19 protein-coding genes and 1 other annotated feature are annotated in these 24,706 nt (G+C 66.7%); of the genes, 11 read left to right on the top strand and 8 right to left on the bottom strand.

The features are described from left to right. The 3 genes from EV560_RS19760 to EV560_RS19750 all read right to left on the bottom strand — a co-directional run bounded on the left by EV560_RS19760 (position 1) and on the right by EV560_RS19750 (position 4,324). Positions 1 to 1,029, bottom strand: a complete 1,029-nt coding sequence (locus EV560_RS19760) for an ABC transporter substrate-binding protein (protein ID WP_131857513.1) — start codon at positions 1,027 to 1,029, stop codon at positions 1 to 3. Positions 1,030 to 1,045: 16 nt separating this feature from the next. Beyond that, positions 1,046 to 2,416 carry an amidohydrolase gene (locus EV560_RS19755; protein WP_131857512.1) on the bottom strand — a complete coding sequence of 457 codons (1,371 nt, stop codon included), beginning with the start codon at positions 2,414 to 2,416 and terminating at the stop codon, positions 1,046 to 1,048. Positions 2,417 to 2,614: 198 nt separating this feature from the next. Further along, positions 2,615 to 4,324: an IlvD/Edd family dehydratase gene (locus tag EV560_RS19750; protein WP_131857511.1), complete on the bottom strand. Its 1,710-nt coding sequence runs from the start codon at positions 4,322 to 4,324 to the stop codon at positions 2,615 to 2,617. A 216-nt stretch (positions 4,325 to 4,540) separates the two neighbouring features. Here EV560_RS19750 and EV560_RS19745 point away from each other — a divergent pair, with 216 nt between their 5' ends. From EV560_RS19745 to EV560_RS19715, 7 genes are all read left to right on the top strand, one after another. Continuing rightward, positions 4,541 to 5,227, top strand: coding sequence for a GntR family transcriptional regulator (locus tag EV560_RS19745; RefSeq protein WP_131857510.1), 687 nt, complete (start codon positions 4,541 to 4,543; stop codon positions 5,225 to 5,227). Between the two features lie 167 nt (positions 5,228 to 5,394). Next, a complete protein-coding gene (locus EV560_RS19740; protein ID WP_165923552.1) occupies positions 5,395 to 6,654 on the top strand; it encodes an ABC transporter substrate-binding protein in 1,260 nt (419 codons plus the stop codon). A gap of 121 nt (positions 6,655 to 6,775) precedes the next feature. Further along, positions 6,776 to 7,666: a branched-chain amino acid ABC transporter permease gene (locus EV560_RS19735; RefSeq protein ID WP_131857508.1), complete on the top strand. Its 891-nt coding sequence runs from the start codon at positions 6,776 to 6,778 to the stop codon at positions 7,664 to 7,666. Continuing rightward, the gene (locus EV560_RS19730; RefSeq protein ID WP_131857507.1) at positions 7,666 to 8,628 is read left to right on the top strand and encodes a branched-chain amino acid ABC transporter permease; all 963 of its coding nucleotides are present in this window, start codon (positions 7,666 to 7,668) and stop codon (positions 8,626 to 8,628) included. Before EV560_RS19735 ends, EV560_RS19730 begins: the two co-directional genes overlap by 1 nt. Position 8,629: 1 nt before the next feature. After that, on the top strand, positions 8,630 to 9,412 hold the full coding sequence (locus EV560_RS19725) for an ABC transporter ATP-binding protein (RefSeq protein ID WP_131857506.1): 783 nt from the start codon (positions 8,630 to 8,632) through the stop codon (positions 9,410 to 9,412). Further along, positions 9,409 to 10,149 (top strand): ABC transporter ATP-binding protein, encoded by a 741-nt coding sequence (locus tag EV560_RS19720; RefSeq protein WP_131857505.1) that lies wholly within the window; start codon positions 9,409 to 9,411, stop codon positions 10,147 to 10,149. Before EV560_RS19725 ends, EV560_RS19720 begins: the two co-directional genes overlap by 4 nt. A 187-nt stretch (positions 10,150 to 10,336) precedes the next feature. Beyond that, a complete protein-coding gene (locus tag EV560_RS19715) occupies positions 10,337 to 12,640 on the top strand; it encodes a glycoside hydrolase family 31 protein (RefSeq protein WP_131857504.1) in 2,304 nt (767 codons plus the stop codon). An 89-nt stretch (positions 12,641 to 12,729) separates the two neighbouring features. On the opposite strand, the gene EV560_RS19710 is transcribed toward EV560_RS19715, so the two are convergent. Beyond that, the gene (locus EV560_RS19710) at positions 12,730 to 13,572 is read right to left on the bottom strand and encodes an outer membrane protein (protein WP_165923551.1); all 843 of its coding nucleotides are present in this window, start codon (positions 13,570 to 13,572) and stop codon (positions 12,730 to 12,732) included. A gap of 432 nt (positions 13,573 to 14,004) precedes the next feature. Between EV560_RS19710 and EV560_RS19705 the strand changes: the two genes are divergently transcribed. The 3 genes from EV560_RS19705 to EV560_RS19695 all read left to right on the top strand — a co-directional run bounded on the left by EV560_RS19705 (position 14,005) and on the right by EV560_RS19695 (position 17,769). Further along, positions 14,005 to 15,183 (top strand): calcium-binding protein, encoded by a 1,179-nt coding sequence (locus EV560_RS19705; RefSeq protein ID WP_131857502.1) that lies wholly within the window; start codon positions 14,005 to 14,007, stop codon positions 15,181 to 15,183. A gap of 465 nt (positions 15,184 to 15,648) precedes the next feature. After that, a complete protein-coding gene (locus tag EV560_RS19700) occupies positions 15,649 to 15,942 on the top strand; it encodes a Dabb family protein (RefSeq protein ID WP_131857501.1) in 294 nt (97 codons plus the stop codon). A gap of 87 nt (positions 15,943 to 16,029) precedes the next feature. Next, entirely contained in the window at positions 16,030 to 17,769 is a 1,740-nt protein-coding gene (locus EV560_RS19695) for an NAD+ synthase (RefSeq protein ID WP_131857500.1), read from the top strand. Between the two features lie 25 nt (positions 17,770 to 17,794). Here the strand turns inward: EV560_RS19695 and EV560_RS19690 are convergent, their stop codons facing one another. Beyond that, positions 17,795 to 19,270 (bottom strand): SulP family inorganic anion transporter, encoded by a 1,476-nt coding sequence (locus EV560_RS19690; RefSeq protein ID WP_131857499.1) that lies wholly within the window; start codon positions 19,268 to 19,270, stop codon positions 17,795 to 17,797. Positions 19,271 to 19,333: 63 nt separating this feature from the next. After that, positions 19,334 to 19,389 (bottom strand) — a sequence feature (sul1 is cis-regulatory element that is thought to sense ions involved in sulfur or methionine metabolism; They are found in Alphaproteobacteria). A 170-nt stretch (positions 19,390 to 19,559) separates the two neighbouring features. On the opposite strand from EV560_RS19690, the gene gltX reads away from it, so the two are divergent. Continuing rightward, a complete protein-coding gene (gene gltX, locus EV560_RS19685) occupies positions 19,560 to 20,900 on the top strand; it encodes a glutamate--tRNA ligase (protein WP_131857498.1) in 1,341 nt (446 codons plus the stop codon). A 129-nt stretch (positions 20,901 to 21,029) separates the two neighbouring features. On the opposite strand, the gene EV560_RS19680 is transcribed toward gltX, so the two are convergent. The 3 genes from EV560_RS19680 to EV560_RS19670 all read right to left on the bottom strand — a co-directional run bounded on the left by EV560_RS19680 (position 21,030) and on the right by EV560_RS19670 (position 24,565). Continuing rightward, the gene (locus EV560_RS19680; protein ID WP_465247023.1) at positions 21,030 to 21,425 is read right to left on the bottom strand and encodes a DUF1236 domain-containing protein; all 396 of its coding nucleotides are present in this window, start codon (positions 21,423 to 21,425) and stop codon (positions 21,030 to 21,032) included. Between the two features lie 217 nt (positions 21,426 to 21,642). Then, complete coding sequence (locus EV560_RS19675; RefSeq protein ID WP_131857496.1) at positions 21,643 to 22,965, bottom strand: MFS transporter; 1,323 nt, start codon at positions 22,963 to 22,965, stop codon at positions 21,643 to 21,645. A gap of 403 nt (positions 22,966 to 23,368) precedes the next feature. After that, positions 23,369 to 24,565 carry a DUF2865 domain-containing protein gene (locus EV560_RS19670; RefSeq protein ID WP_131857495.1) on the bottom strand — a complete coding sequence of 399 codons (1,197 nt, stop codon included), beginning with the start codon at positions 24,563 to 24,565 and terminating at the stop codon, positions 23,369 to 23,371. Positions 24,566 to 24,706: the final 141 nt, after the last annotated feature.

Below are 24,706 nucleotides of genomic sequence, written 5' to 3'. Positions count from 1 at the left end.
TCAGCCCAGCCGCGGCCGCGAGTCTTCGGTCAGCGCGAGGATATCCGGCGTAAAGACCTCGTCGGCCGAGGGCACGCGGGCGGTGAATTCGCCCAGCTCCTTGAACAGATCGATCTGGTCCTGCCAGAGCTTTTGCGACATCGCTCCCCAGCCCTGCGTCCGCGTCGTCTCGTCATAGGCGAAGGTCACCAGCGATTTCGCGGTCGCCATCGCGTTGGCGGCGTCGAGCTCGGGCTGGTTCTCCAGCAGATAGCCGACGGCCTGCTCGACATTCTGATAGGCGAAGGCCCAGCCCTTGGCGCTGGCGCGCACGAAGCGTGCGAGCACGTCCTTGTGCTTCGCCAGCGTGTCGACCGTCGCGTAATAGGGCAGCGCATAGAGGCGCACGCCGCAATCCCACAGCGCGAGCTCGATCCGGTCCGGCCCGACGGCGAGCCCGTTCGACATCCAGCCGGTCGCGACATCGACCTGGCCGGTGAGCAGCGGCGTCAGTTCGGCCCCGATCACGGTGATCTTGACGTCGCTTTCCTTGAGTCCGTTGCGCAGCAGCATGCCCCGCAGCAGCGGCCGCGCCGTCGCCTGGATGCCGATGCGCTTGCCGACCATGTCCTGCGGCCGGCGAACCGGCGCCCGCGGCAGGGAGAAGAAGGTGAACGGGTGCCGCTGCAGCGCCGAGGCGAAGCAGCGCAGCGGAATGCCCTGGGACACCGCCAGCAGCAGCGAGGGCGAGGACGAGAGCTGTCCGACATTGGCCCGGCCGGAGGCGACGATGGCGACCCCGTCATTGCTCGGGCCGCCCGGCTGCATCTTCAGCTCGATGCCCTCGGCCTCGTAATAGCCGAGCTTCATCGCGGCGATCTCGCCGAGCTGGTTGTTGCTGAGCCGCCAGCTGAGCTGCGCGTTCACGATGTCCTTGCCGGCGGCGCGTGCGACCGAGATGCCGACGCCTCCAGCCGCGATGGCGAGACCGGAGGCCAGCAGCGCGCGGCGGCTGGGGGCGAAGGCGGGCTGATCGGAGATCCGGCTCATAGGGTTGCTCCGTGGCTCAGGACAGGAAGGGGCGTGCAGGGGGGATGGCGTGGCCGCCGCTCATTTCCAGTGGCGGCAGCCCGACATGGGCCGCCAGCCGCGCGCCGGCCGCGCGCACCCCGGCGATCGCGGCGGGCATGTCGGCATGGAGCGGGACGCCGTCACGGGCGACGAGGCGCCCGTCGACGATCGTGGCGCGGACATCGCGCGTCGTCGCGCTGAAGACCAGCGAGGTGTAGACGTCGTAGAGCGGCTGCATATGCGGCTGGTCGGTCCGGATGATCGCGATATCGGCCTTCTTGCCGGCTTCGAGCGAGCCGAGCACATCGGCCATGCCGATCGCCCGCGCGGCGCCGATCGTCGCCATCTCCACCACGTCGCGCGGCGGCATGGCCGCGTTGTCGAGCGCCATCAGGTTGGCGACCTTGGCGACATAGCCGAGCTGGCCGAGCGTATCGATGCCGTTGCCGCTCATCGGCCCGTCCGTGCCCAGGCCGACCGCGATGCCGGCGCGGCGCAGCTTTCCGGCCGGCGCCACGCCTTTCCCGGCCTTGATATTGGCGACCATGTTATGGGCGACGCTCATGCCGCCCCTGGCCATGATCGCGATGTCGTCGTCATCGACGAAGATGCAATGCGCGGCGATGAACACGCGGTTGGAGAAGCCGAGCGCATCGAGATGGGCGACCGGCGTCAGGCCGCGCCTCTCGCGCAGGCGCTGCGCCTCCCACTCGAATTCGGAGACATGCATGGTGATGCTGCAGCCGCTGCGATCGCTCAGCGCCACGATCCCGGCCAGCGCCTCGTCATCCAGCGCATAGGGCGAATGCGGCGAGAGGATCGGCGTGACCAGGCGATGGCCGGCCCAGTCGCCGAGCCAGCCCTCGGCGCGGCGGAGCCCGGCGCGCCAGTCGGGAGAATCCGGCGTGCGCTGGTTCATGATCGTCTGGCCGATCAGGGCGCGCAGGCCGACCTTGTCGGCGGCCAGCGCGCGCCGCTCGGGATAGGTGTAGCTGTCGACGACGCAGGTCGTGCCGGCGACGACCATCTCGATCGCGCCCAGGACTGCGCCGGCCTCGACCAGATCGCCATCGACCATGTCGCGCTCCAGCGGCCACATGAAGCGCTCGAGCCGGTTGGGCAGGCCCTCGCCGAGGCCGCGGAACGGCGTCATCGCGAAATGGCAATGGCTGTTGATCAGCCCGGGGATGACGAGCCCGCCCTCGGCGTCGATCTCCTGCGTGGCCGTGACGCCTTCGACGACCGAGGCCGGCCCGGCAGCGACGATCCGATCGCCGGAAACCGCGACCGCGCCGCCGACATGGACCGAGAAATCTCCGTCCATGCTGACAACATGACCGTTGCGAATGATCAGATCGGCTCGCATGCCCGGCTCTCGGCAGATAGGGCGCGCCCGGCAGGCGGCGCTTCATGTCGAAAGCGTAGCTCCCCCGCAGTGGAGCGGGAAAGCATCGATTTTAGCCCCGGACGTTCTGATTTCGGCAACGTGCTCATTGGCGAGCCAGATGCCTGCGAACTGGCCAGCACGCTCTGAAGCGGACGCGCTCCGATCCAGAGCAAGGGCTCAGGGCTTCCGTCGCGGCGCCGTCATGAAATCGAAATCACAGCCCTCATCGGCCTGGAGTACGCTCTGCTGGAACAGCTTCGCATAGCCGCGCTCCGGCAGGGGGGCAGGCGCCTCGCCCGCTCGCGCCGCCTTGCGCCGGGCGAAGGTCGCCTCGTCGATCAGCAGGTCGATGCGCCGGCCGGCGAGGTCGAGCCGGATCATGTCGCCGCTCTCGACCAGCGCGAGCGGGCCGCCGACGGCCGATTCCGGCGTCATGTGCAGGACGATCGTGCCGAAGGCGGTGCCGCTCATGCGGGCGTCGGAGATCCGGACCATGTCCTTGACGCCGGTGCGGCCGAGTTTCTTGGGGATCGGCAGGTAGCCGGCTTCCGGCATGCCGGGCGCGCCCTTCGGCCCGGTATTGCGCAGGACGAGTACGTCCTCGGCGGTGACGTCGAGATCGGGGTCGTCGATCCGCGCCGCCATGTCCTCGACCGACTCGAAGACCACGGCCCGGCCGGTATGCTGCAGCAGGCGCTCGCTCGCCGCCGCCTGCTTGATGACGGCGCCGCCCGGGGCGAGGTTGCCGTAGAGCACCGCCATCGAGCCCTGCGGCTTGATCGGCGCCGTGCGCGGACGGATGACGTCCTGGCCCGGAACCACTTCCGCCGTCGCGACGATGTCGCGCAAGGTGCCGCCGCCGATGGTGCGGGCATCGAGATCGATCAACTCGCCGAGCTGGGCGAGCAGCGCCGGCAGGCCACCGGCATGGTGAAAATGTTCCATGTAGTGCGCGCCCGAGGGCTTCAGGTCGACCAGCACTGGCACCTTGCGGCCGATCTCGTCGAGCTCGTCGAGCGAGAACGCGTGCGGCGTGCGGTTGGCGATGGCCGAGAGATGGATGACGCCATTGGTCGAGCCGCCGATCGCCTGCATCACCACGGCGGCGTTGCGGAAGGCGGAAGGGGTGAGCAGCTCGCTCGGGCGCGGGCCGCCTTCGACGGCGAGCTTTGCCGCGACCTGGCCGCTCGCCTCCGCCAGCCGGATGCGCTCGGCATGGGGAGCGGGAATGGTCGCGCTCATCGGCAGGGACAGGCCCATCACCTCGCTGATGCAGGCCATCGTGCTGGCCGTGCCCATCACCATGCAGGTGCCGACCGAGGGAGCGAGCCGGCCATTGACCACGTCGATCTCGGCCTCGTCGATCTCGCCGGCGCGATGGGCGCTCCAGAGCCGGCGGCAATCGGTGCAGGCGCCGAGCACCTCGCCGCGATGATGGCCGACCACCATCGGCCCGACCGGCACGACCACGGTCGGCAGGTCGACGCTCGCCGCCGCCATGATCTGCGCCGGCAGGGTCTTGTCGCAGCCGCCGATAACGACGACCGCATCCATCGGCTGCGCCCGGATCATCTCCTCGGTGTCCATCGCCATCAGGTTGCGCAGGAACATCGAGGTCGGATGGGCGAAGCTCTCGTGGATCGAGATTGTCGGGAAGACCATCGGCATGGCGCCCGCGAGCATCACGCCGCGCTTCACCGCCTCGATCAGCTGCGGCGCGTTGCCGTGGCAGGGATTGTAGTCGCTATAGGTGTTGGTGATGCCGACGATCGGCCGCTCCAGCGCATCGTCGGAATAGCCCATGGCCTTGATGAAGGCCTTGCGCAGGAACAGCGCGAAGCCCTCGTCGCCGTAATTGGTCAGCCCTTTTCGCAAGCCCCTGGCCATCGCTCGTCCTTCGTCCGGTCGCGCACGGAAAGTCTCGAACAATCCCAGGAAGGCGGGATTGTCAATAATGATGCTGACAATTGCGCCATGTCGGCGCTATATCGGCAGATTATTGACAATGCGCCGCCTCCGGACAGGGCATGCCCGGCGGGCTCCGCGTTTGCGCGGGGATGGCGCGGTGCTTGAGTCCACCTCGAACGGGTCTGAGGGAACGACATGACCGACGCAACGCTGTCGCGAACGGAGGAGCTTGCCAGGGTCGTCAGCCTGCTCGAGGAGGACATCATCTTCGGCCGCGTCGCGCCGGGCGCGCGCCTGGTCGAGGACGCGCTGATGGCGCGCTACGGCGCCAGCCGGCATTTCATCCGGCAGGCGCTCGTCCAGCTCGAGCGCAGCGGCGTGCTCAGCCGCGAGAAGAATGTCGGCGCGACAGTCTGTTCCTATACGGCCGAGGAGGTCGTGCAGATCTATGCCGTCCGCGAGATGCTGACCCGGCAGGCGGCGCTGCTGATCCCGCTGCCGGCGCCGGCCGCCCTGATCGAGCGGCTGGAGGCCATCCAGGCGGAATATGACCGCCATGCCGAAACCGGCAACCTGCGCGGCATCCACGAGGCCAATGACGTCTTCCATCTCGAGATGTTCGCGGCCTGCGGCAATCCCTATCTGGTGCGGACCTTGCGCGAATATATGGGCCTGACCTTGCCGATGCGGGCGAAGAACCTGGCCGATCCTGCCGGATTGCGGGTGTCGCGCAGCCAGCACCGCATCATGATCGAGCTTCTGCAGGGCACCGACAGCTGGTCGCTGGCTCAGCTCTGCGTCGATCACCTGAAGACCAGCAAGGATGACTACCACCGGCGCGTCGCGGCAGGCCTGCCGCCGCTCCATGGCAGCGCGGCCTGAGGACGGCTGGCCGCTGCCGCGCGAACTGCGTCCAAATATATCAGTTGACAGGGCGGATTATATACAATCTTATTTTGTTCAAGGGCGGATCTGCTGGCGGCATGAAATGCCGGGAAACGGCGGAAATAACCGCGAATGGGATAAATATCACAGAGCGGGAGAGTATCATGCGCAAGCTGCTTCTATCCGCGGTCGGCCTGACCGCGCTGATCGCAACCGGGATTATTGCCAATAATCCGGCAATGGCCCAGACGCCGAAGTTCACGCTGAAATACGGCATCGTTTCCGGCCTGACGGGCGATTCCTCGGCTGCCGGGCAGGCCTGGAACGAAGCCGCCCGTCTCGCCATCAACCACACGGCCGAGACGCTGAAGAAGATGAACCTGCCGGATATCCAGGTCGTCCTGGCGGATTCGCAGGACAGCCAGGGCAGCCCGCAGGCCGGCGTCGAAGTCGCGCAGAAGCTGGTCCAGGTCGACAAGGTCAACGTCATCATCGGCGACACGTTCAGCTCGGTGACGAGCGCCATGGCTTCGGCGGTCACCATCCCGAACAAGGTCGTCGTCTTCACCGGCGGCACCAGCCCGGCCCTGACCAAGCTCAACACCACCCAGCCGAGCTATCTCTGGCAGGCCATCGCCGCCGACGACATCCAGGGCAAGATCCTCGCCCAGATCGCCGGCGAGACCTTCGGCAAGAACGCCAAGATGACGATCGCGGCGCGCAACGACGCCTATGGCACCAATCTCTCGGCCGTGTTCAAGGACGCCTGGACCGCCCAGGGCGGCACCATCCTGAAGACCGTCACCTATAATCCGCAGCAGCCGCTGCTCGACAGCGAGGCGCGCGAGATCGTCGCCGGCTCGCCCGACGGCTGGCTGATGATCGATTTCTGCCAGACCTTCGCCAAGCTCGCCCTGCCGCTCGCCCGCACCGGCCAGTGGGAGGCGTCGAAGACCTTCGGCTCCGACACGCTCAACGACTGCCAGAGCAAGGGCACGCGCAACTATCCGGGCATGCGCGCCGTCCAGGCCAATGCCTCCTCCGGCGCCTCCTTCCCGGCCTTCAAGGCGCTCTATGAGAAGAACGCCCGTCCCGGCGTCGCCTTCGCCTCCTTCACCTCGGAAGCCTTCGACAGCGTCTTCGTCGCCTTCCTCTCGGCGCTGCAGGCCGGCTCGTCCGATCCGACCAAGATCGCGGGCCAGGTCGTGAACATAACCAATGATCCCGGCGAGAACTACACGTTCGAGCAACTCGAGGACGCGATCAAGGCGGTGATGGCCGGCCGCAAGATCCATTTCAACGGCGCGACCGGCCCGATCTCCTACACGCCCGGCGGCCGCGCCGGCGCCAGCGCCTATGATGTCTGGCAGGTGCAGGAGAACGGCAGCAGCAAGGTCATCGCGACCGTCCCGCTGAAGCAGTGATTTCGCCGGGGCCTGCCGTATCGCCGGCAGGCCCCGTTTTCATTCACCCCGTTTTCATGCGCCGTCTTTTCATGCGCGCCGTCGCAGCACGGCCGCCGACCGATCCGGAACTTTTTCTTCGATGTGGCAGCAACTGGCCCAGCTCATTGTCGATGGGCTGATCACGGGCACCATTCTCGCGCTCACCGGTGTCGGAGCGACGCTGGTCTTCGGCATCCAGCGCATCGCCAATTTCGCCCATGGCGAGTATCTGACCCTTGCGGCCTTCGCGGCCTATGCCTTCTCGGTGGTGTTCGGCGTCAATCTCGCCGTCTCCGTCATCCTGGCGATGCTGGCGACGGGGCTGATCGCGATCGGCATCCATCTTCTCGTCCTGCGCCCGCTGCGCGGCCGCGGCCTGGTGGCGATGTCGCTGATCACGGTCGGGCTCGGCATGATGCTGCGCAACCTCGTCTTCCTCTTCGCCGGGCCGCAGCTGCGTGAATTGCCGATCGACCAGATGGTGGTCTACCGCCTCGGCCCGCTCACCATCTCGCCCGGGCAATTGCTCTCCGTCATCGTCGCGCTGATCGTCGCGCCGGCGCTGACCTACTTCCTCGCCCGCACCAGGCTTGGCAAGTCGATGCGCGCGGTCGCCGACAACCGCGACCTCGCCGCCGTCTCCGGCATCGACGTCAAGGCGATCGGCAACTGGGTCTGGTTCCTGGCCGGCATCCTGGCGGGGCTGGGCGGCGTGATGTTCGCGCTGGTGCAGGGCACTTTCGACCCCAATCTCGGCTATCAGGTGCTGTTCCTGATCTTCACCACGGTGGTGCTGGGCGGCATCGGCAGCGCCTATGGCGCGCTGATCGCCGGCATGGTGCTCGGCCTCGCCATGGAGCTCTCGACCTGGAGCGGCTTCTTCGGCGGGCTCGATGCGCGCTTCAAGCCGATCCTCGCCTTCGTCACGCTGATCGCGCTTCTGCTCTTCCGCCCCCAGGGCCTGTTCGGCCGCCGAGCGAGGGCCTTCTGATGGATTTCTTCAACCCGACCTTCTGGACCTTCGTCGCGACCCTGGCCGGCATCTACGCCATCCTGTCGCTCGGCCTCTACGTCCAGTTCTCGATGGCCGGCCTGCCGAATTTCGGCCATGTCGCCTTCATGGCGATCGCCGCCTATGCGATGGCGATCCTCGTCGTGCGCTATGGCTGGCCGCTGCCCTGGGCGCTCCTGGCCAGCATCGTCGCGGCGGTGCTGTTCGCGCTGCTGCTCGGCATCCCGACGCTCAGGCTGCGCGCGGACTACCTGACGATCGCGACCGTCGCTGGCGGCGAGATCGTCCGCTACATGGTGATGAACTTTCCCGAGTTCACCGGCGGCTCGCTCGGTTCGATGGGCTTGCTCGGCCCGGCCAATGTCGCGATGTACAATACCGGCTGGCAGACGCTGATGAGCGATATCGGCGAGCGGCTCGGCCTCTCCCGCGACACGGTGATGCTCCTCGTCATCTGGGGGCTGACCGCCTTCCTGCTCCTCGCCTTCTGGCAGCTCGAACACTCGCCCTGGGGCCGCGTCCTGAAGGCGATCCGCGAGGACGAGACGGCGGTCACCGCCTGCGGCAAGAATGTCTTCTTCTTCAAGCTGCAGGCGCTGGTCCTGGGCGCCATCCTGGGCGCCGGCGCCGGCCTGCTGCTCGCCTTGCAGATCGGCGTCTTCAGCCCGGACGACTATCAGCCGACCATCACCTTCTACGCCTATCTCATCCTCATCCTCGGCGGCCTGAACCGCATCTGGGCGATTCCCGTCGGGGCCATCCTGTTCAGCCTGCTCTATACCGGCACGCGCTTCCTCAACTTCTACCCGCTGACCATGATCGATTCAGGCTCCCGCGCCTTCCTGCGGCTGTTCCTGGTCGGGCTGCTGCTGGTGATCTTCGTGGCCATGCGGCCGCAGGGGATCTTCGGCAACAAGCGCGAAATGCTGCTGGAGAAGTGACGTGTTCCTGGTCGTCGACAACATCGCCAAGGCCTTCGGCGGCGTCGCCGCCGTGGCCGGCACGACATTCGCGGTCGAGGAAGGCTCGATCACCGGGCTGATCGGCCCCAACGGCGCCGGCAAGACCACGGCCTTCAACATCATCTCCGGCTTCCTGCGCGCCGATTCCGGCACGATCAGCTTCCGTGGCCGACGGCTGGAGCGCGAGCCCGGCCATGTCGTGGCGCAAGCCGGGCTGGTGCGCGCCTTCCAGACGGCGCGCGTGCTGACCCGCATGACGCTGATGGAGAACATGATGCTCGCCGCCAAGGACCAGCCGGGCGAGAACCTCGCCATGGCCTGGCTGGCGCCGGGCCGGGTGCGGCGGCGCGAGGCCGAAATCCGCAAGCAGGCCGGCGAATATCTCGAACTGCTGCGCCTCTCGCGCCTTGCCGATGCCTATGCCGGCACGCTCTCGGGCGGGCAGAAGAAGCTGCTCGAGCTCGGCCGCGCGCTGATGGTCGAGCCGCAGATGATGCTGCTCGACGAGCCCATGGCCGGCGTCGCGCCGGTGCTGGCGGAGGAGCTGTTCCAGCACATCCTCGACCTGCGCGCCAAGCGCGGCATCACCGTGCTGGTGATCGAGCACGACATGGACATGATCATGACGATCAGCGACCGCATCGTCGTCATGGACGAGGGCAGGGTCATCGCCGAGGGCAAGCCCACCGAGATCCAGGAGAACCAGCGCGTGATCGAGGCCTATCTCGGCCGCTCGGGCCGGCCGGGAGGGACCGCCCGATGAGCGAGATCGTCCTCTCCGTCAAAGACCTCTATGCCGGCTATACCGACGAGAACATCCTGCACGGCGTCTCGATCGAGGTCCGCCGCCAGACCATCGTCGCCATCATCGGCCCGAACGGCTCGGGCAAGTCGACCTTGCTCAAGACGGTCTACGGGCTGGTCGAGCGCCGCGGCGGCGAGATCCGCCTCGTCGGCGCCGACGGCGTCGAGCGCAGCCTGAACGGCCTGCCGACCCACCGCATCACCGCCTTCGGCGCCAACATGGTGCCGCAGATCGCCAATGTCTTCGCCGATCTCTCGGTGACGGAGAATCTCGAGATCGGCTGCTGCCAGGCGCCGGAGAAATTCGCCGAGCGGCTGGAACGGGTGCTGGCCTGGATGCCGCTGCTCAAGACCATGCTGGCCAAGCGCGCCGCCATGCTCTCGGGCGGCCAGCGCCAGATGCTCGCGGTCGGCCGGGCGCTGATGTCCGACCCCTCGCTGCTCATCCTCGACGAGCCCTCGGCCGGCTTGGCGCCCGCGATCCAGGACGAGGTCTTCGACCGGATCAAGAGCATCAACAGCCTCGGCGTCTCCGTGCTGATGGTCGAGCAGCGCGCGCGGCAATGCCTCGGCGTCGCCGACTACGCCTATGTGCTGGAGCAGGGCCGCAACCGGCTCGAAGGCCCCGGCCTGCAACTCCTACACGATCCCGAGGTGATCCGCCTCTATCTCGGCTCGAGCCGGATGGCGCACTGAGATGGTCCACCGGGCCGGCTCTTCCCGTCATTGCGAGCGCAGCGAAGCAATCCAGGGGCGGCAGCGCTCTGCGTCCTCCTGGATTGCTTCGCGGAGCCTTTACCCGGGCTTGCCGAAGCCAAGACCCTCTCGATGACGGTGGCGGCTGGAACGCCGGCATGAATTCTTGAACACAGGTGGCCCAAGCATGTCCCAACCGACCATCCGGCATTCCGGCGCCAAGACGGAGATCGCGGGCGCCTGCCCGATCGAGATCGCGGCGCAGGCGCCGAATATCCTGCGCATCCGCATCGGCGCCGGGCCGTTCGATCCTGCCGCCTCCTATCTCCCGCCGGAACGGGCGATCGCGGCACTGCCGCTCTCGGTCGATGGCGCGGTCGCTCTGGCCGGCGGCGTCGCATTCGAGGTGAAGGACGGGCCGCTCGCGCTCGATATCCGCAACGCGGCCGGCGCGGTGCCGCTGCGCCTGCGGCTCTCCGGCCTGGATCTGAGCAACGGCCTGCGGCTGCCGCTGGAATTCATCGGCGAGCAGCACTTCTACGGGCTCGGCGGCGCCGGCAACCCGCTCGACCGGCTCGGCGTCACCCGGCGCTTCTGGAACAGCCATGTCAATCACGGGCAGGGCGCCGATATCTCGATCCCGCTGCTGATCTCCTCGGCCGGCTACGGGCTGTTCTTCGACCATTCCGGCGTCGCCAATCTCGATCCGGGCGACTCGAACGACGACGTGCTGGCGGATTATTCCTGCGCGGCCGGGCAGGTCGATATCTACTATCTCGGCGGCAGCTCCATTCGCGAGACGCTGGCGCTCGCCGCCGATCTGCTCGGCCATGCCCCGATGCCGCCGCGCTGGGCGCTGGGTTATCTGCAATCGACCCGGCATTTCGACGATACGGCTGAGCTGCTTGGGCTGGCGGAGGGATTTCGCTCGCGCGACATCCCTTGCGACGGCATCGTGCTGCTCTCGACCTATAGCGACCAGCGCGGCTGGAATGCCGGCGTCGGCCACCTGACCTGCGAGCCCACCTTGCTGCCCGATCCGGCGCCGGTCTTCTCGGAGCTCAAGGACCAGGGCTTCCGGATCATCACCCATGAATATGCGGTGGTGCACAAGAACTCGCCGCTCTATCGCGAGGCCGAGGCGAAAGGCTTCTGCCTCGATGACGGCTACGCCACGATCGTCCCGACCACGCGCCCGTTGAGCAATTATCTCGAAGGCCAGCGCTATATCGACTTCTCCCGGGAAGACGCGCGGCGCTGGTGGTGGAGCGCGCATGACGACCTGCTGAAGCTCGGCGTCGACGGCTGGTGGCTCGATGGCGGGGAGGGCCCGGCGGCGACGACCGGGCTCGCGGCCGGCAGCGGCGCGACGCTGCACAACCGCTTCGACCTGCTGCGCCAGCAGGCCTTTGCGGAGGGCGAGGCCAAGGACCGGCCCGAGGGGCGCGCCTTCATGCTCTGCCGCTCCGGCGGCGCCGGCATGCAGCGCTTCGGCGCCGCCTGCTGGTCGGGGGACGTCAACAACACCTTCCCGACGCTGGCGGCGCAGGTGCCGACCGGGCTGAATATGGGCCTGTCCGGCGTGCCCTATTGGGGCACCGATATCGGCGGCTATTACGCGACCGTTGCCGAGAGCGACGAGCTCTTCGTGCGCTGGTTCCAGTACGGCGCCTTCTGCCCGATCTTCCGGGCCCATGGCCGCGACTGGCGCCGCCACACGCCCTGGGGCAGGGGGGCGGCGATCGAGGCGATCTGCCGGGCCTTCATCGAGCTGCGCTATCAGCTGATGCCCTATATCTACACGCTCGCCTGGCAGGCCCATCGCGACGGCCTGCCGCTGATCCGCCCGCTGGTGCTCGACCGTGAGGGCGAGCGCGTCACCTGGGATCTCGGCGACCAGTTCCTGCTCGGCGATGACATCCTGGTCGCGCCGGTGACGCAGGAGGGGGCGCGCTCGCGCCCGGTCCGCCTGCCGATCGGCATCTGGCACGATTACTGGACGGGCAAGGCCTATCGCGGCCCGGCGACCATCATCGCCGAAGCGCCGCTCGAGACGATCCCGGTCTTCCTGCGTGGCGGCACGCCGCTGCCGCTCGCCCCGGTCGTGCAGCATGATTCCGGCCCCACCGAGGAGGTCACGCTGCTCATCCATCCCTCGACGGCGGGCAGCTTCACCCTCTACGACGACGACACGGCCAGCGGCGCCTATCGCCAGGGGGCCTATGCCCTGACGCGGATTTCATGCGCCCCTGCCGATGATGGCGTGCGCGTCTCGATCGCGGCGCCGGAAGGCGATTCCGGGCAAATCCCGGCGCGCCGGCGCTACCGTCTGCGCATCGCGGCCGCGACGCCGCCGGAAACGGTCACGGCCAGCGGTGGCGGAACTGGCAAGGTCGAATTGAACTGGCAGTTCGATGCCGCGGGCTTCGTCCTGGTCGAGGGCGTGCGCCAGCCTGCGCAGATATCGCTCGTCTGGCCGGCCCGGGCGTGAGTCCGGAGCTCCACGGAGCAGCCTTGCGCAGGGGCGAAAGCGCTGGCGATTGAAGGGTGGCTCTGTCCGCGCCGCCCTTCGACTCGGGCTCAGAACTTGATCGCTGCCGCGACGCGGGCGGTGTTCACGTTGACCGTGACGCCTTCGACATTGTTGAAGCGCGTGAAGAGGTATTCGCCGCGGACGATGACGTTGTCGAGCAGGGCGGCCTCGAGGCCGCCGCCGACACTGAAGCCATAGCCCCAGACGTCCTTTTTGGGGCCGCCGAGAACCCTGGGGTAGCCGAAGAAGCTGGTCGTGTAGTTGTTGGTCGGGCTGAGCCAATCTGCGGCCACGGCGACATTCGTGTCGAAGCGTCCCGCCGCAGCGCCGGCTGTGAGATAGGGCATCACCCGTCCATAAGCATAGCCGAAGCGAAGCCTGGCGTTGATGTAGTCGCTGAGCTTGGCGTTCTGGACCGATGCGACATAGATGTCGCCCGACGAGAGCCGGCGCCCTTCGAGCGTGGATGCGCTCGTCTCCTGGTCCATCCGCGAATACTCGGCTTCGACGCCGACGACCGCGTCGCCGAAGGCGATGTTGTAGCCGAGGAAGCCGCCGAACGTCATGCCGGAATCGTCGCGAGCACTGGTGAGAACCAGTTGACCTGGCGTGATTTCGCTCAGAACTGTCGTCGCATTGAAGGCGCCATTGGCGAGGTCCATGACGCCGCGATCTGTTCGAAAGCTGGTTTGCGACTGACCGGCGAAGGCACCGAAATAGAAGCCGGTCCAGTTGAAGGAGCCGCCCTGGAAATCGGGTGCCGGCGGCACGTCCTCGATCTGCGAGCCGCGCAGGACCGGATAGTCCGCCGCCGAGGCCTGCTGCGCGGCCGTCAGGGACAGCGCGAGCGCCGTCGCGCCGATCAACGATGCAACCGAACGGATATGCATTCCCATCTCCCAGAGGCGGGGCCGTCTCGGCCTGCGTGTGTCGCCTGAGGGTATTCATCCAATAGTAACCCTAATGCCCGGTTAACGTCTCCATCGTCGTCAACCCCTGTTCCATCGGCCTTTTCGCCGAAAAGTTTGCAGGCTTGTTCGGTCGTGCGCCGGGCCGAGATCATGGCGCAGCAGATGTTGCGCGAGTTCGGGCCGAAGCTGGCGCCTATCAATCGCCGACGAAGCCGCCCTGAAATTGCCGAGCCCATCCGCCCCGGCAATCGCCGTCGCCCTTGCAGTCAAGCGCGCGAAGAAACCCGCTGCGGCGATCGTCTCGACCCGGGGTCATTCATATGAAGTACGTCTAGACCCTATCGGAACTGGTAGCATCTTGCAGAGTTCCGGATTTGGTTCTCTGCAGATCGGTTTAAGCAGGAGATTTGAATGCCAGTCTTTTACGGAACAGATGTGAACGACGCGCCACCCGAGGCTTCGTACGACTTCCTTTATGGCGGTCGAGGCAATGATACCTTGGGATCATCGATCTCTGGCTATGATTATTGGGAAGGAGGCGAGGGAAACGACTATCTTTACGCCCGTTGGACCAGCGGTGCCTGGGGCGATTATTACGGCGGTTCCGGGAATGACTGGATTCAGATGGGAAATACAGGAAGCGCCGAGAACGCGTTTGGTGGGACCGGTGACGATTACATACAAGCTGACCCCACGGGGGTCGCCAGTCCTGACTATATCGAAGGCGGCTCGGGTCGCGACGCTCTTTATGGCTACGCCGGGAACGATACGCTTTACGGCGGCGATGGAGATGACTCAGGTGCAGCGATAACTGTTGGGCCCAACGGTGTAACTGCGACACCAGGCCTGTTCGGAGGCGCCGGCGATGATTATCTCGATGGCGGTCGCGGTAACGACTATCTCGACGGCGGCGCGGACAGGGATACGATTCTCGGTGGCAGCGGCGCCGATACGCTCGTCGGCAGGACCGGTGACGACTATCTCGATGGCGGAGCCGATAACGACCAGCTCGACGGCAGCGAGGGCGCCGACTGGATCGACGGCGGCGCCGGCTTCGACTACGCGCGCTATGACGGCTCGCTCAACGGCGTGGTCGTGCGGCTCGATGTCGGCATGGGCGTGGGCGGCGATGCCCAGGGCGATACACTTGTCAATGTCGAAGGCCTGATCGGTTCTGCCCAGCAGGACTATCTGATCGGCGATGGCGCTGCCAACGTCCTGCACGGCCAGGGCGGCAACGACTGGCTCTATGGCCAGGGTGGTGCCGATCAGTTGTATGGCGGTGACGGTTCGGATCAGCTTCTGGGCGGCTCCGGCGCGGACTACTCCGTGGGTGGCGCCGGCAACGACCAGTACTGGACCTTGGCCTCCGACTTCGAGGCTGGCGTTTTCGACGTGATCGACGGTTTCGGCGAGACCGCAAACAACTTCGACTATCTGCGATTCGAGGGCGTCAACCCGGCGCAGCTGACGTTCAACCAGAGCGGCACCAGTGTCGTCATCAGCACTGGGACGCTCGGCGGTTCCGGGGGCATCGTCCTCACCAACTTCACCGTCGCCCAGCTCGCCGATCAGCTGATCTTCGCCTGATTGAACCTGACATCGAGAGCCGGCGTCATCCCTCGGGGTGGCGCCGGCCTTTTCTGTTTTCGCAGTCTCCGCTGTGCAATCCGAACTTTGTCTCAGCACGCGCGTTGACGCAGCGGCACTCATCCAGGGCCACTACCGCTGACCGGTTTACGAGCCGCGGATCTACCGGCCGCTCCGGTCGGAGGTAGCTGCAACGGAGGACAGAATGTCAGCCATTGAATTTTGGAGACCTCGGAACCAAATCCCGGCACTGCGGAAGCTGGCCTCTCTCGCCATGCTGGTAACGGCAACGGGCTTCATCCTCGCCATTCTGCTGCAGTGACGGCGAACCGGTATCAGTAGCGACCGTTCGCACGCGCGACGACGGTCACAAGGCCCGGCACTCCGGAAGGAGGCCGGGCCTTTTTCGTTTGGAACCTGCTCTGCGGGTGGCGCCGGGCCGCGACGCAGCCTAAGGGGAGGGCCATGATCCGGCATATCGTCTTCTTCACCGCCAGGCGTCCCGAGGATGTCGAGGCCATTCGCTCCGGCCTGGCCCGGCTCGGCGAGATCCCGCATGCCAGCGCCTTCGAGGTCGTCGCCAATGGCAAGGTCGACCCGATGGGCAACGACGTCGATGTCGTCGTCTACGCCGAGTTCGCCGACGAGGTGGCGCTTGCCGCCTACAAGGCGCATCCGATCTATGCCGAGACCACGCAGCGCGTGCGGCCGCTGCGCGAGCTGCGCTATTCCGCCGATTTTCGCTCGACCCTGTGCTGACAGGTTAAGCCGCCGCGCCTCCAGACGCAGGCCGGGCGCGTCATGCCTGCCGTTGCTGGCGTCACTTGCGCGCGCTAAAGCGGACGCATGACAGCGACCTCCTTCCGCCTCGCTCTGGCCCAGCTCAATCCGGTTGTCGGGGATGTCTCCGGCAATGCCGAGAAGGTCCGCGCCGCCCGCAAGCAGGCTGCCGCGGCCGATGCCGATCTCGTCATGTTCCCCGAGCTGTTCCTCTCGGCCTATCCACCGGAGGATCTCGTGCTCAAGCCGGCCTTCCAGGACGCCTGCCGCAAGGCCTGCGAGGCGCTGGCGCGCGAGACCGCCGATGGCGGCCCGGCCGTGCTCGTCGGCCTGCCCTGGGTCGAGGACGGCAAGCTCTACAACGCCTACGCCCTGCTCGATGCGGGGCTGATCCAGTCGGTGCGCTTCAAGGTCGACCTGCCGAATTACGGCGTCTTCGACGAGAAGCGCGTCTTCGAGCCCGGCCCGTTGCCCGGTCCGGTCGTCTTCCGCAACCATATCCGCTTGGGCTTGCCGATCTGCGAGGATATCTGGGGCGAGGAGGTGGTGGAGTGCCTCAGCGAGACCGGCGGCGAGATCCTGCTGGTGCCGAACGGCTCGCCCTATCGCCGCGGCGTCATCGACGAGCGCCTCAATGTCGCGGTCGCCCGCGTCGTCGAATCCGGCCTGCCGATGGTCTATCTCAACCAGCTCGGCGGCCAGGACGAGCTCGTCTTCGAAGGCGCCTCTTTCGTGCTCAATGCCGACAAGAGCTTCGCCTGCCAGCTTCCCGCCTTCCGCGAGGCCCTCGGCATCACCGACTGGGTGCGCGAGGACGGGCAATGGCGCTGCAAGCCCGGCGAGATCGCCGTGGTCGAAAGCAGTGAGGAGGCCGACTACGCCGCCTGCGTGCTCGGCCTGCGCGACTATGTCCAGAAGAACGGCTTTCCCGGCGTCGTGCTCGGCCTCTCCGGCGGCATCGACTCGGCAATCTGCGCCGCCATGGCGGTCGACGCGCTCGGCGCCGACAAGGTCCGCTGCGTGATGATGCCCTTCCGCTTCACCTCGCAGGAGAGCCTGGACGACGCCAAGGCCTGCGCCGAGGCGCTCGGCGTGCGCTACGAGATCGTGCCGATCGCCGAGCCGGTCGAGGGCTTCGAGCGGGCGCTCGCCGATCTCTTCGCCGGCACCAATCGCGGCATCACCGAGGAGAACCTGCAGAGCCGCGTCCGCGGCACGCTGCTCATGTCGATCTCCAACAAGTTCGGGCCGATGGTGGTGACGACCGGCAACAAGTCGGAGATGTCCTGCGGCTACGCCACGCTCTATGGCGACATGAACGGCGGCTACAACCCGATCAAGGACCTCTACAAGACCGAGGTCTTCCGCATCTGCGAATTGCGCAACCGCTGGAAGCCGACAGGCGCGCTCGGACCTGACGGCGAGGTCATCCCGCATAATATCATCGTCAAGCCGCCCTCGGCCGAGCTGCGCGAGAACCAGAAGGACCAGGACTCGCTGCCGCCCTACGAGGTGCTCGACGACATCCTCGCCTGCCTGATCGAGCACGAGATGCGGCTCGCCGATATCGTGGCGCGCGGCCATGACATCGATACGGTCAAGAAGGTCGAGCGGCTGCTCTATCTTGCCGAGTACAAGCGCCGCCAGGCAGCGCCGGGCGTGAAGGTCACCCGCAAGAACTTTGGCCGCGACCGGCGCTATCCGATCGTGAACCGGTTCCGGGATTCGGGCGAGGGCGCCTACGCGCCGGATACGACGCTGGTGAAAGGCGTCGGCAAGGCCGGAGGCGAGAGCTTCGACTTCTGAGGCTCTGAGCCCCGGCCGGTACCGCTCAATGCGCCGGGGCCGAACTTGCTCCATCCTTGTCGTGCAGCGCGAAGCGGTCGACCATCGTCGCGCTTGCCTCGTTGAGGCCGATCACCTCGACCTCGGCGCCGCCACGGCGGAACTTGAGCACGGCCTTGTCGAGCGCGCCGACGGCGCTGATGTCCCAAAAATGGGCATGGGAGACGTCGATGCTGACCTGGCCCGGCGCCTCCTCGAAATCGAAGCCGCGCAGGAAGCTTTCGGTCGAGGCGAAGAAGATCTGGCCGCGCACGACATAGCGGCGCCGTTCGGCGTCGCCGAGTAGCTCGACCTTGACCAGCCGTGCCACCTTTCCGGCGAAGAACACCCCCGACAGCAGCACGCCGACGATGACGCCCTTGGCGAGATCATGCGTCGCGACGACGGTGACCACGGTCGCCAGCATCACGATCGAGGATGTCGGTGGATTACGCCTGAGATCGAGGATCGAGCGCCAGGAGAAGGTGCCGACCGAGACCATGATCATCACCGCGACCAGCGCCGCCATGGGGATGATCCGCACGAGATCGTCGAGCACGAGGATCAGGACGAGCAGGAAGGCGCCGGCGACGAAGGTCGAGAGCCGGCCGCGCCCGCCCGAGGCGATATTGATGCCCGACTGGCCGATCATGGCGCAGCCGCCCATGCCGCCGATCAGCGCCGAGGCGATGTTGCTCGCGCCCTGGCCGAAGCATTCCTGGTTCTTGTTGCTCTGGGTGTCGGTCAGGTCGTCGACGATCTGCGCCGTCAGCAGCGATTCGAGCAGGCCGACGGCCGCCAGCGCCAGCGAGTACGGGAAGATGATCTGCAGCGTCTCGAAGGTCAGCGGGACCTGCGGCAGCGCGAAGACCGGCAAGGTCGCGGGCAGTTCGCCGAGATCGCCGACCGTGCGCAGGTTCAGGCCCATCGACCACGTAACCGCCGTCAATACGATGATCGCGACGAGCGGCGAGGGGATCGCCTTGGTCACATAGGGAAACAGGTAGATGATCGCGAGCGCGGCGGCGATCATCGCATAGGTCAGGCTGGGCACGCCGATCAGTTCCGGCAGCTGCGCCATGAAGATCAGGATGGCGAGCGCATTGACGAAGCCGGTGATGACCGAGCGCGAGACGAAATTCATCAGGCGGCCGAGCTTCAGGAAGCCTGCCGCGATCTGCAGCAACCCCATCAGGATCGTCGCGGCGAAGAGATAGTTCAGCCCGTGCTGCTTGACCAAGGTCACCATCAGCACGGCTGTCGCCGCGGTTGCCGCCGAGATCATGCCGGGCCGCCCACCGACGAAGGCGGAGACGCAGGCGATGGCGAAGGAGGCGAAGAGCCCGACCTTGGGATCGACGCCGGCGATGACGGAAAAGCCGATCGCTTCGGGAATCAGCGCGAGCGCGACGACGATGCCGGACAGGATGTCGCCGCGAATATTGGAGAACCACTGGCGGTAGTAAGGGGAATGCTGGGGCATGGGAAAAATCCGCAAGAGACGTCCGCGTCCGCTGGTGGGCGGGCGGAAGGGAATGGTCAGTTGCGTTGTCCGGCGGATCGGCGGCCGGAAGAGCCACCCGGAATTTCACCGGGTCCAGTCGAATGACTAACCGTAGCGGCGAGCTGTGCTGCGATGCAACACCGATCATTCTGCGCTGCGGGAATAGGGGTGGTTCGTCCTGCGCTTGCGAGCGGGGTCATCATCTGCCCGCGCGACGTTCCGACGAGGGCGATTGTCGGCCGCGGGCAGAAGCGGCATAAGCCCTGCCATGACCACTCCGCTCGTTCGTTTCGCGCCGTCGCCGACCGGCTATCTCCATATCGGCAATGCGCGGCCCGCGCTGTTCAACTGGCTGTTCGCGCGCCGGCATGGCGGGCGCTTCCTGCTGCGCTATGACGATACCGATATCGCGCGCTCGAAGGCCGAATTCGCCGATGCCATCGCCGAGGATCTGGCCTGGCTCGGCATCATCCCGGACGAGACCTTCCGCCAGTCCGACCGCGTCGCGCTCTACGAGGATGCAGCGCGGCGGCTGCGCGAGTCGGGCCGGCTCTATCCCTGCTACGAGACGGCCGACGAGCTCGATCGCCGCCGCAAGCGCCAGCTCGCCCGCGGCCAGCCGCCGATCTACGACCGCGCGGCCCTGAAGCTGACGGCCGCCGAGCGCGCCGCGCTTGAGGCGGAAGGCCGCAAGCCGCATTGGCGCTTCAAGCTCGATGCCCGTGTCGTGGCCTGGAACGATCTGGTGCGCGGCGAGGCCCATGTCGATTGCGCGTCGCTGTCAGACCAGGTGCTGATCCGCGAGGATGGCAGCTATCTCTACCACCTGCCTTCGGTGGTCGACGACATCGCCACCGGCATCACGCATATCATCCGGGGCGAGGACCACGTCACCAACACGGCCGTCCATATCCAGATCTTCGAGGCGCTGGGCGCAGCCCTGCCGGCCTTCGGCCATGTCAACCTGCTGACCACGGCGAGCGGCGAGGGGCTGTCGAAACGCCTCGGCCATCTCTCGCTGCGCGGCCTGCGCGACTCCGGCGTCGAGGCGCTGGCCGTCGCGGCGCTCGCGGTCCTGGTCGGCTCGTCCGATTCCGTCCGGCCGGTCTCGAGCCTCGACGAGCTCGCCGGCCTCGTTGATCTCGGCCATGTCTCGCGCGCACCCGCCAAGTTCGACGAGCATGAGCTGGACGCGCTCAGCGCCCGGACCTTGCATCAGCTGCCGTATGAGGCGGTGGCGCAGCGCCTGCAGGCGCTCGGCGTCGAAGGCGGCGAGAATTTCTGGCTCGCCGTGCGCGGCAATCTCGCCAGGCTCGCCGAAGCGAAGGATTGGTGGCAGGTCGTGCAGGGGCCGCTGCTGCCGGTCATCGCCGATCCCGCCTTCGCCGCGACCGCGGCCTCGCTGCTGCCGCCCGGGCCCTTCGATGCGACGACCTGGAAGAGCTGGACGCAGGCCGTCGGCGCCGCCACCGGCGCCAAGGGCAAGGCGCTGTTCATGCCGCTGCGCCAGGCGCTGACCGGGCTTGACCATGGCCCGGAGCTGGCGGCTCTGCTGCCGCTGATCGGGCGCGAGAAGGCTCTGCAGCGGTTGCAGGGCGAGGCAGCCTGACGCCCCGGCTCCCTGTCTTCGCAGCGGCTTTTCCGAAAGCCGCTACCCACGTTCGGGCCGATCTGCTGATCGCGCAGAAAGCCCGCCCCATGATGGGGCGGGCTTTCTTTCAGTCGGATAGAGGCCCGGTCAGTTGATGATCTGGACGATCCGGCGGGTGCCCGGCTCGACCAGGACGGTGCGCCCGTTCACCACCGTGTAGCGATAGCCCTGCGCGCCGTATTCGACCGGGACCTCGCGATAGACGACCCCGTCATCCGGCAGCACCGTTCCGACCGCCATCGGGGGAGCATAGCTATAGGATGGCAGGTGCTGTTCCATCACATAGGTCCGGAAGCGAGGGGTATCGTCGACCATCGTGCCACCGGCCGGGTCACGCGTCAGCGGAACCTCGACCGTTCCGACACCCAGCGCCGGATCGCGGGTCGAGCCGCCAGTGGGATCGCGGACCACGACGCCGCTGCTCTGGGCGAAAGCGGTGACAGGCAGCACGGCCAGCACAGCGGCGAATGCAAGCTTCTTCATCATCATTCATCTCCTGACAGTATGTCTTGCCGAACCAACGACGCTGCGGCGCTGAGGTTCCGCAGGCGTACGGTCAGGCAAAGCGACCTTCGTGGCAGATGAATCGCTGTCGAATCGATATCCCCTTCAGGCTCTCACTGAGGCGCGCCCGGCCGCCGACCGAGCCCTCCGTAACCGATCAGGGGTGGCGATCCCGCTCGCCACCCCCTGGGCATGCTCACTCGTGCCGGTGCATCGCCGATTCATGCTTGGTGTCGCGCATGGTCGAGTAGACCAGCAGCGAGATGAAGATCACGGCCGAGAGGTAGTAGTAGAACCATTCCTCATGGCCCTGCTGCTTGAAGAACAGCGCGATGGCAGGCGCCGTGCCGCCGAAGATCGAGACCGTCAGCGCATAGGGCACGGCGACGCCCGTGGCGCGGATCGAGGTCGGGAACAGCTCGGCCTTCACCACCGCATTGATCGAGGTATAGCCGGCGACGAAGACCCAGGCGCCGGAGATCAGCAGGAAGGCGACCCAGGGCGACTTGGTCTGCGACAGGTAGGTCAGGATCGGGACGGTCAGGAGCGTGCCCGCGACGCCGAAGAAGATCAGCAGCGGCTTGCGGCCGATCCGGTCCGAGAGCGCGCCATAGACCGGCTGCAGCAGCGAGGCGAAGATCAGCGAGCCGGCGATGACATAGGTCGTCGTGATGTCGGAAAGGCCGACCGTCTGCTTCACGAAGGTCTGCATATAGGTGGTGAAGGTGTAGAAGGCCGCCGTGCCGCCGGCGGTGAGGCCGACCACGATCGCGACCTCGCGCGGATAGTTGAGCAGGCCGCGCAGCGAGCTCTCCCGCTTCTTCCCCGACTTGCTGGCCTCGATGAAGGAATCGGTCTCGTGCATGTCGCGGCGCATGTACATGGCGGTGGTCGCGAGCAGCGCGCCGATGACGAAGGGGATGCGCCAGCCCCATTCGACCAGCTGATCATGCGTCAGGAAGACATTCTGCAGCAGGAGCAGCACCAGGATGGCGGTGAGCTGGCCGCCGATCAGCGTCACGTACTGGAAGCTCGAATAGAAGCCGCGATGGTTCGGATCTGCGATTTCGGTGAGATAGGTGGCGCTGGCGCCATATTCGCCGCCGAGGCTCAGGCCCTCGATGATGCGGGCGAGCGCGAGCAGGGCCGGAGCCGCAAAGCCGATCGTCGCATAGGTCGGGGTCAGCGCGATGATCAGCGAGCCGAAGCACATCATCAGCACCGAGATGGTCAGCGAAAGGCGCCGCCCATAGCGATCGGCGAGATGGCCGAAGAGCCAGCCGCCGAGCGGCCGCACGATGAAGCCGGCGGCGAAGAGCGTGGCGGCGTTGAGCTGCTGCACCACCGGATCGGCCGAGGGGAAGAATTTCGGCGCGAAATAGAGCGCAAAGGCGGTGTAGGCGTAGAAATCATACCATTCGACGAGGTTGCCGACCGAACCGATGAAGATCGCCTTCAGCCGGCGGGTGGTGTCGGCGACGTCGAGGCCCTGATGGGGGTTCGCGGTCGATTCGGACATGGGCATGCCTCCGCAAGGGCCACGCGGCGCCGCCAGACATCGGACCACAGGCCGATTCCGGCAGCGGGACAGGCCGGGTTATGGAAGACATCTAGGCCATGCGTTCCATGCTTTCGAGGAAGTGAGGGGCGTGGCCGGGCTCACAAAAACGCATGGCTTGATCATCGGTCCGATGATCGAGCTTCCTGTCATCGCATCGGCTTGTTCCGAAAACGGCAATCCAGTTTTCGGGCCGATGCGCAGTCCGTCATTGCGAGGAGCGCAGCGACGAAGCAATCCAGGGACTGGGTACGGCCTTTCCCGTCATGGTCGGGCTTGTCCCGACCATCCACGTCTTCCTTGATGCAGGGCGGTGTTCAAGACGTGGATGCTTACCACAAGGGCGAGCACGGCGAGGCGCCCCTCAGGGCCGTGCGTTCGCGGGGCCGAGATTGGGCGCGAGATTCGGCGCCACGATGCGGACGGTACGGCGCTCGCCGGTGACGCTCTTGCTTTCCTTCTTCAGCCCGTCGCCCTGCTGGACGGTCTTGTCGGGCTCGACGGTCTGCGGGCCCATGCCGGCCGATTCGGTGCCGGAGGTCGGCGAGTTCTCGGAGGGCATCGGCACATCCGTCGGGTCGGCCGAGGCCGAGGTCGGAACCGGTGCCGGGGTCTGGGGCTTGCGCTTGGGGTCGGTCTTCGGATCGGCCTTGGGATCCACCTTCGGCCGCGACATCTCGAGCGAGCGCTGCTCGGTGACGATGATGTCGCCCTTGCGCTTCTCGAGCAGGTCCTCGGCATTGCGCAGCACCTGCACCCAGCTCTCGCCTCGCGTCTTGCAGGTACAGGCGGCGTCGAAGCTGCGGGTGTATTTTCCGGCGTTGGGCAGCGAGGAATAGGGTGTGCCGGTCGAGCGCTGGACGGCGTTCTGGATATCGCCGCCGCTCGACATGCCGAACGCGAAAGTTTCTGTGCCCGGGCACAGCGCCTGGCACATCTCGTCCTGGCCGCTGCTGCCGCCCGGGCTGTTGGCGAGCGGGAAGAAGAAGCCGTCGCAGGTCCTGACGCAGACCGTGTAGGGGCCGCCCTGGCGTGGCCTGTCCTCGGTCGGCTGTGTCGGCTGATCGGGGTCGAGCTCGGGCAGGCCCGAATCGAGCTCGGCCGGGCGGCGCGGATCGACGCCGAAGATCGTCTCGAAGAAGCCGCGACGCTCCGGCTGCGCCCGGCAATTGCCGTCGATCATCGCCTGCAGCTGGGCGCGGCGCTGGTCGACGCCGCCGCCCTGGGCCTGGCGCTGCCAGGCCTGATATTGCGCCTGGAGCTGGTTCATCTGGGCGCGGATGCCGCCGCATTGCGGTGGCGGCTGCTCGCCGAAGAACAGGAAGCCGCCACGCTCGCAGCCCATCGAGCGGAACTGGCCGGCGAGCTGGGAAAGCTGCGCGCCGATGCGCTGGGCCTGCTGCGCCGCTCGCGCATCGCCGCCGCCGCGCTGGCCCTGGAGGCTGGCAAGCTCCGAGCGCCAGGCGTTGCAGGCCGGGGATTGAGCAAAGGCGGCGCCGCTCATCGCGGCGAAGGCGATCAGCATCGTACCGAGGCGTCTGGGAAGTCTAAGCAATTTCATCGCCGGTCCGGCCACATCACCTGCTTGTTCGATCCACCGCAGCTGGAGATCGTTCGGCTGCAACACCAACCGCCAAACGCGACGGAACTATGGACAGCGCCTGCGACGGCTCCGCACAGATTCGGGAACCGGCTTTACCGG

This window comes from Allobosea sp. BK604 (assembly GCF_004341515.1).
Classification (GTDB): Bacteria; Pseudomonadota; Alphaproteobacteria; order Rhizobiales; family Beijerinckiaceae; genus Allobosea.
Note: the sequence above shows the minus strand (reverse complement) of the source record. Positions and strands in the feature narration are given on the sequence as shown.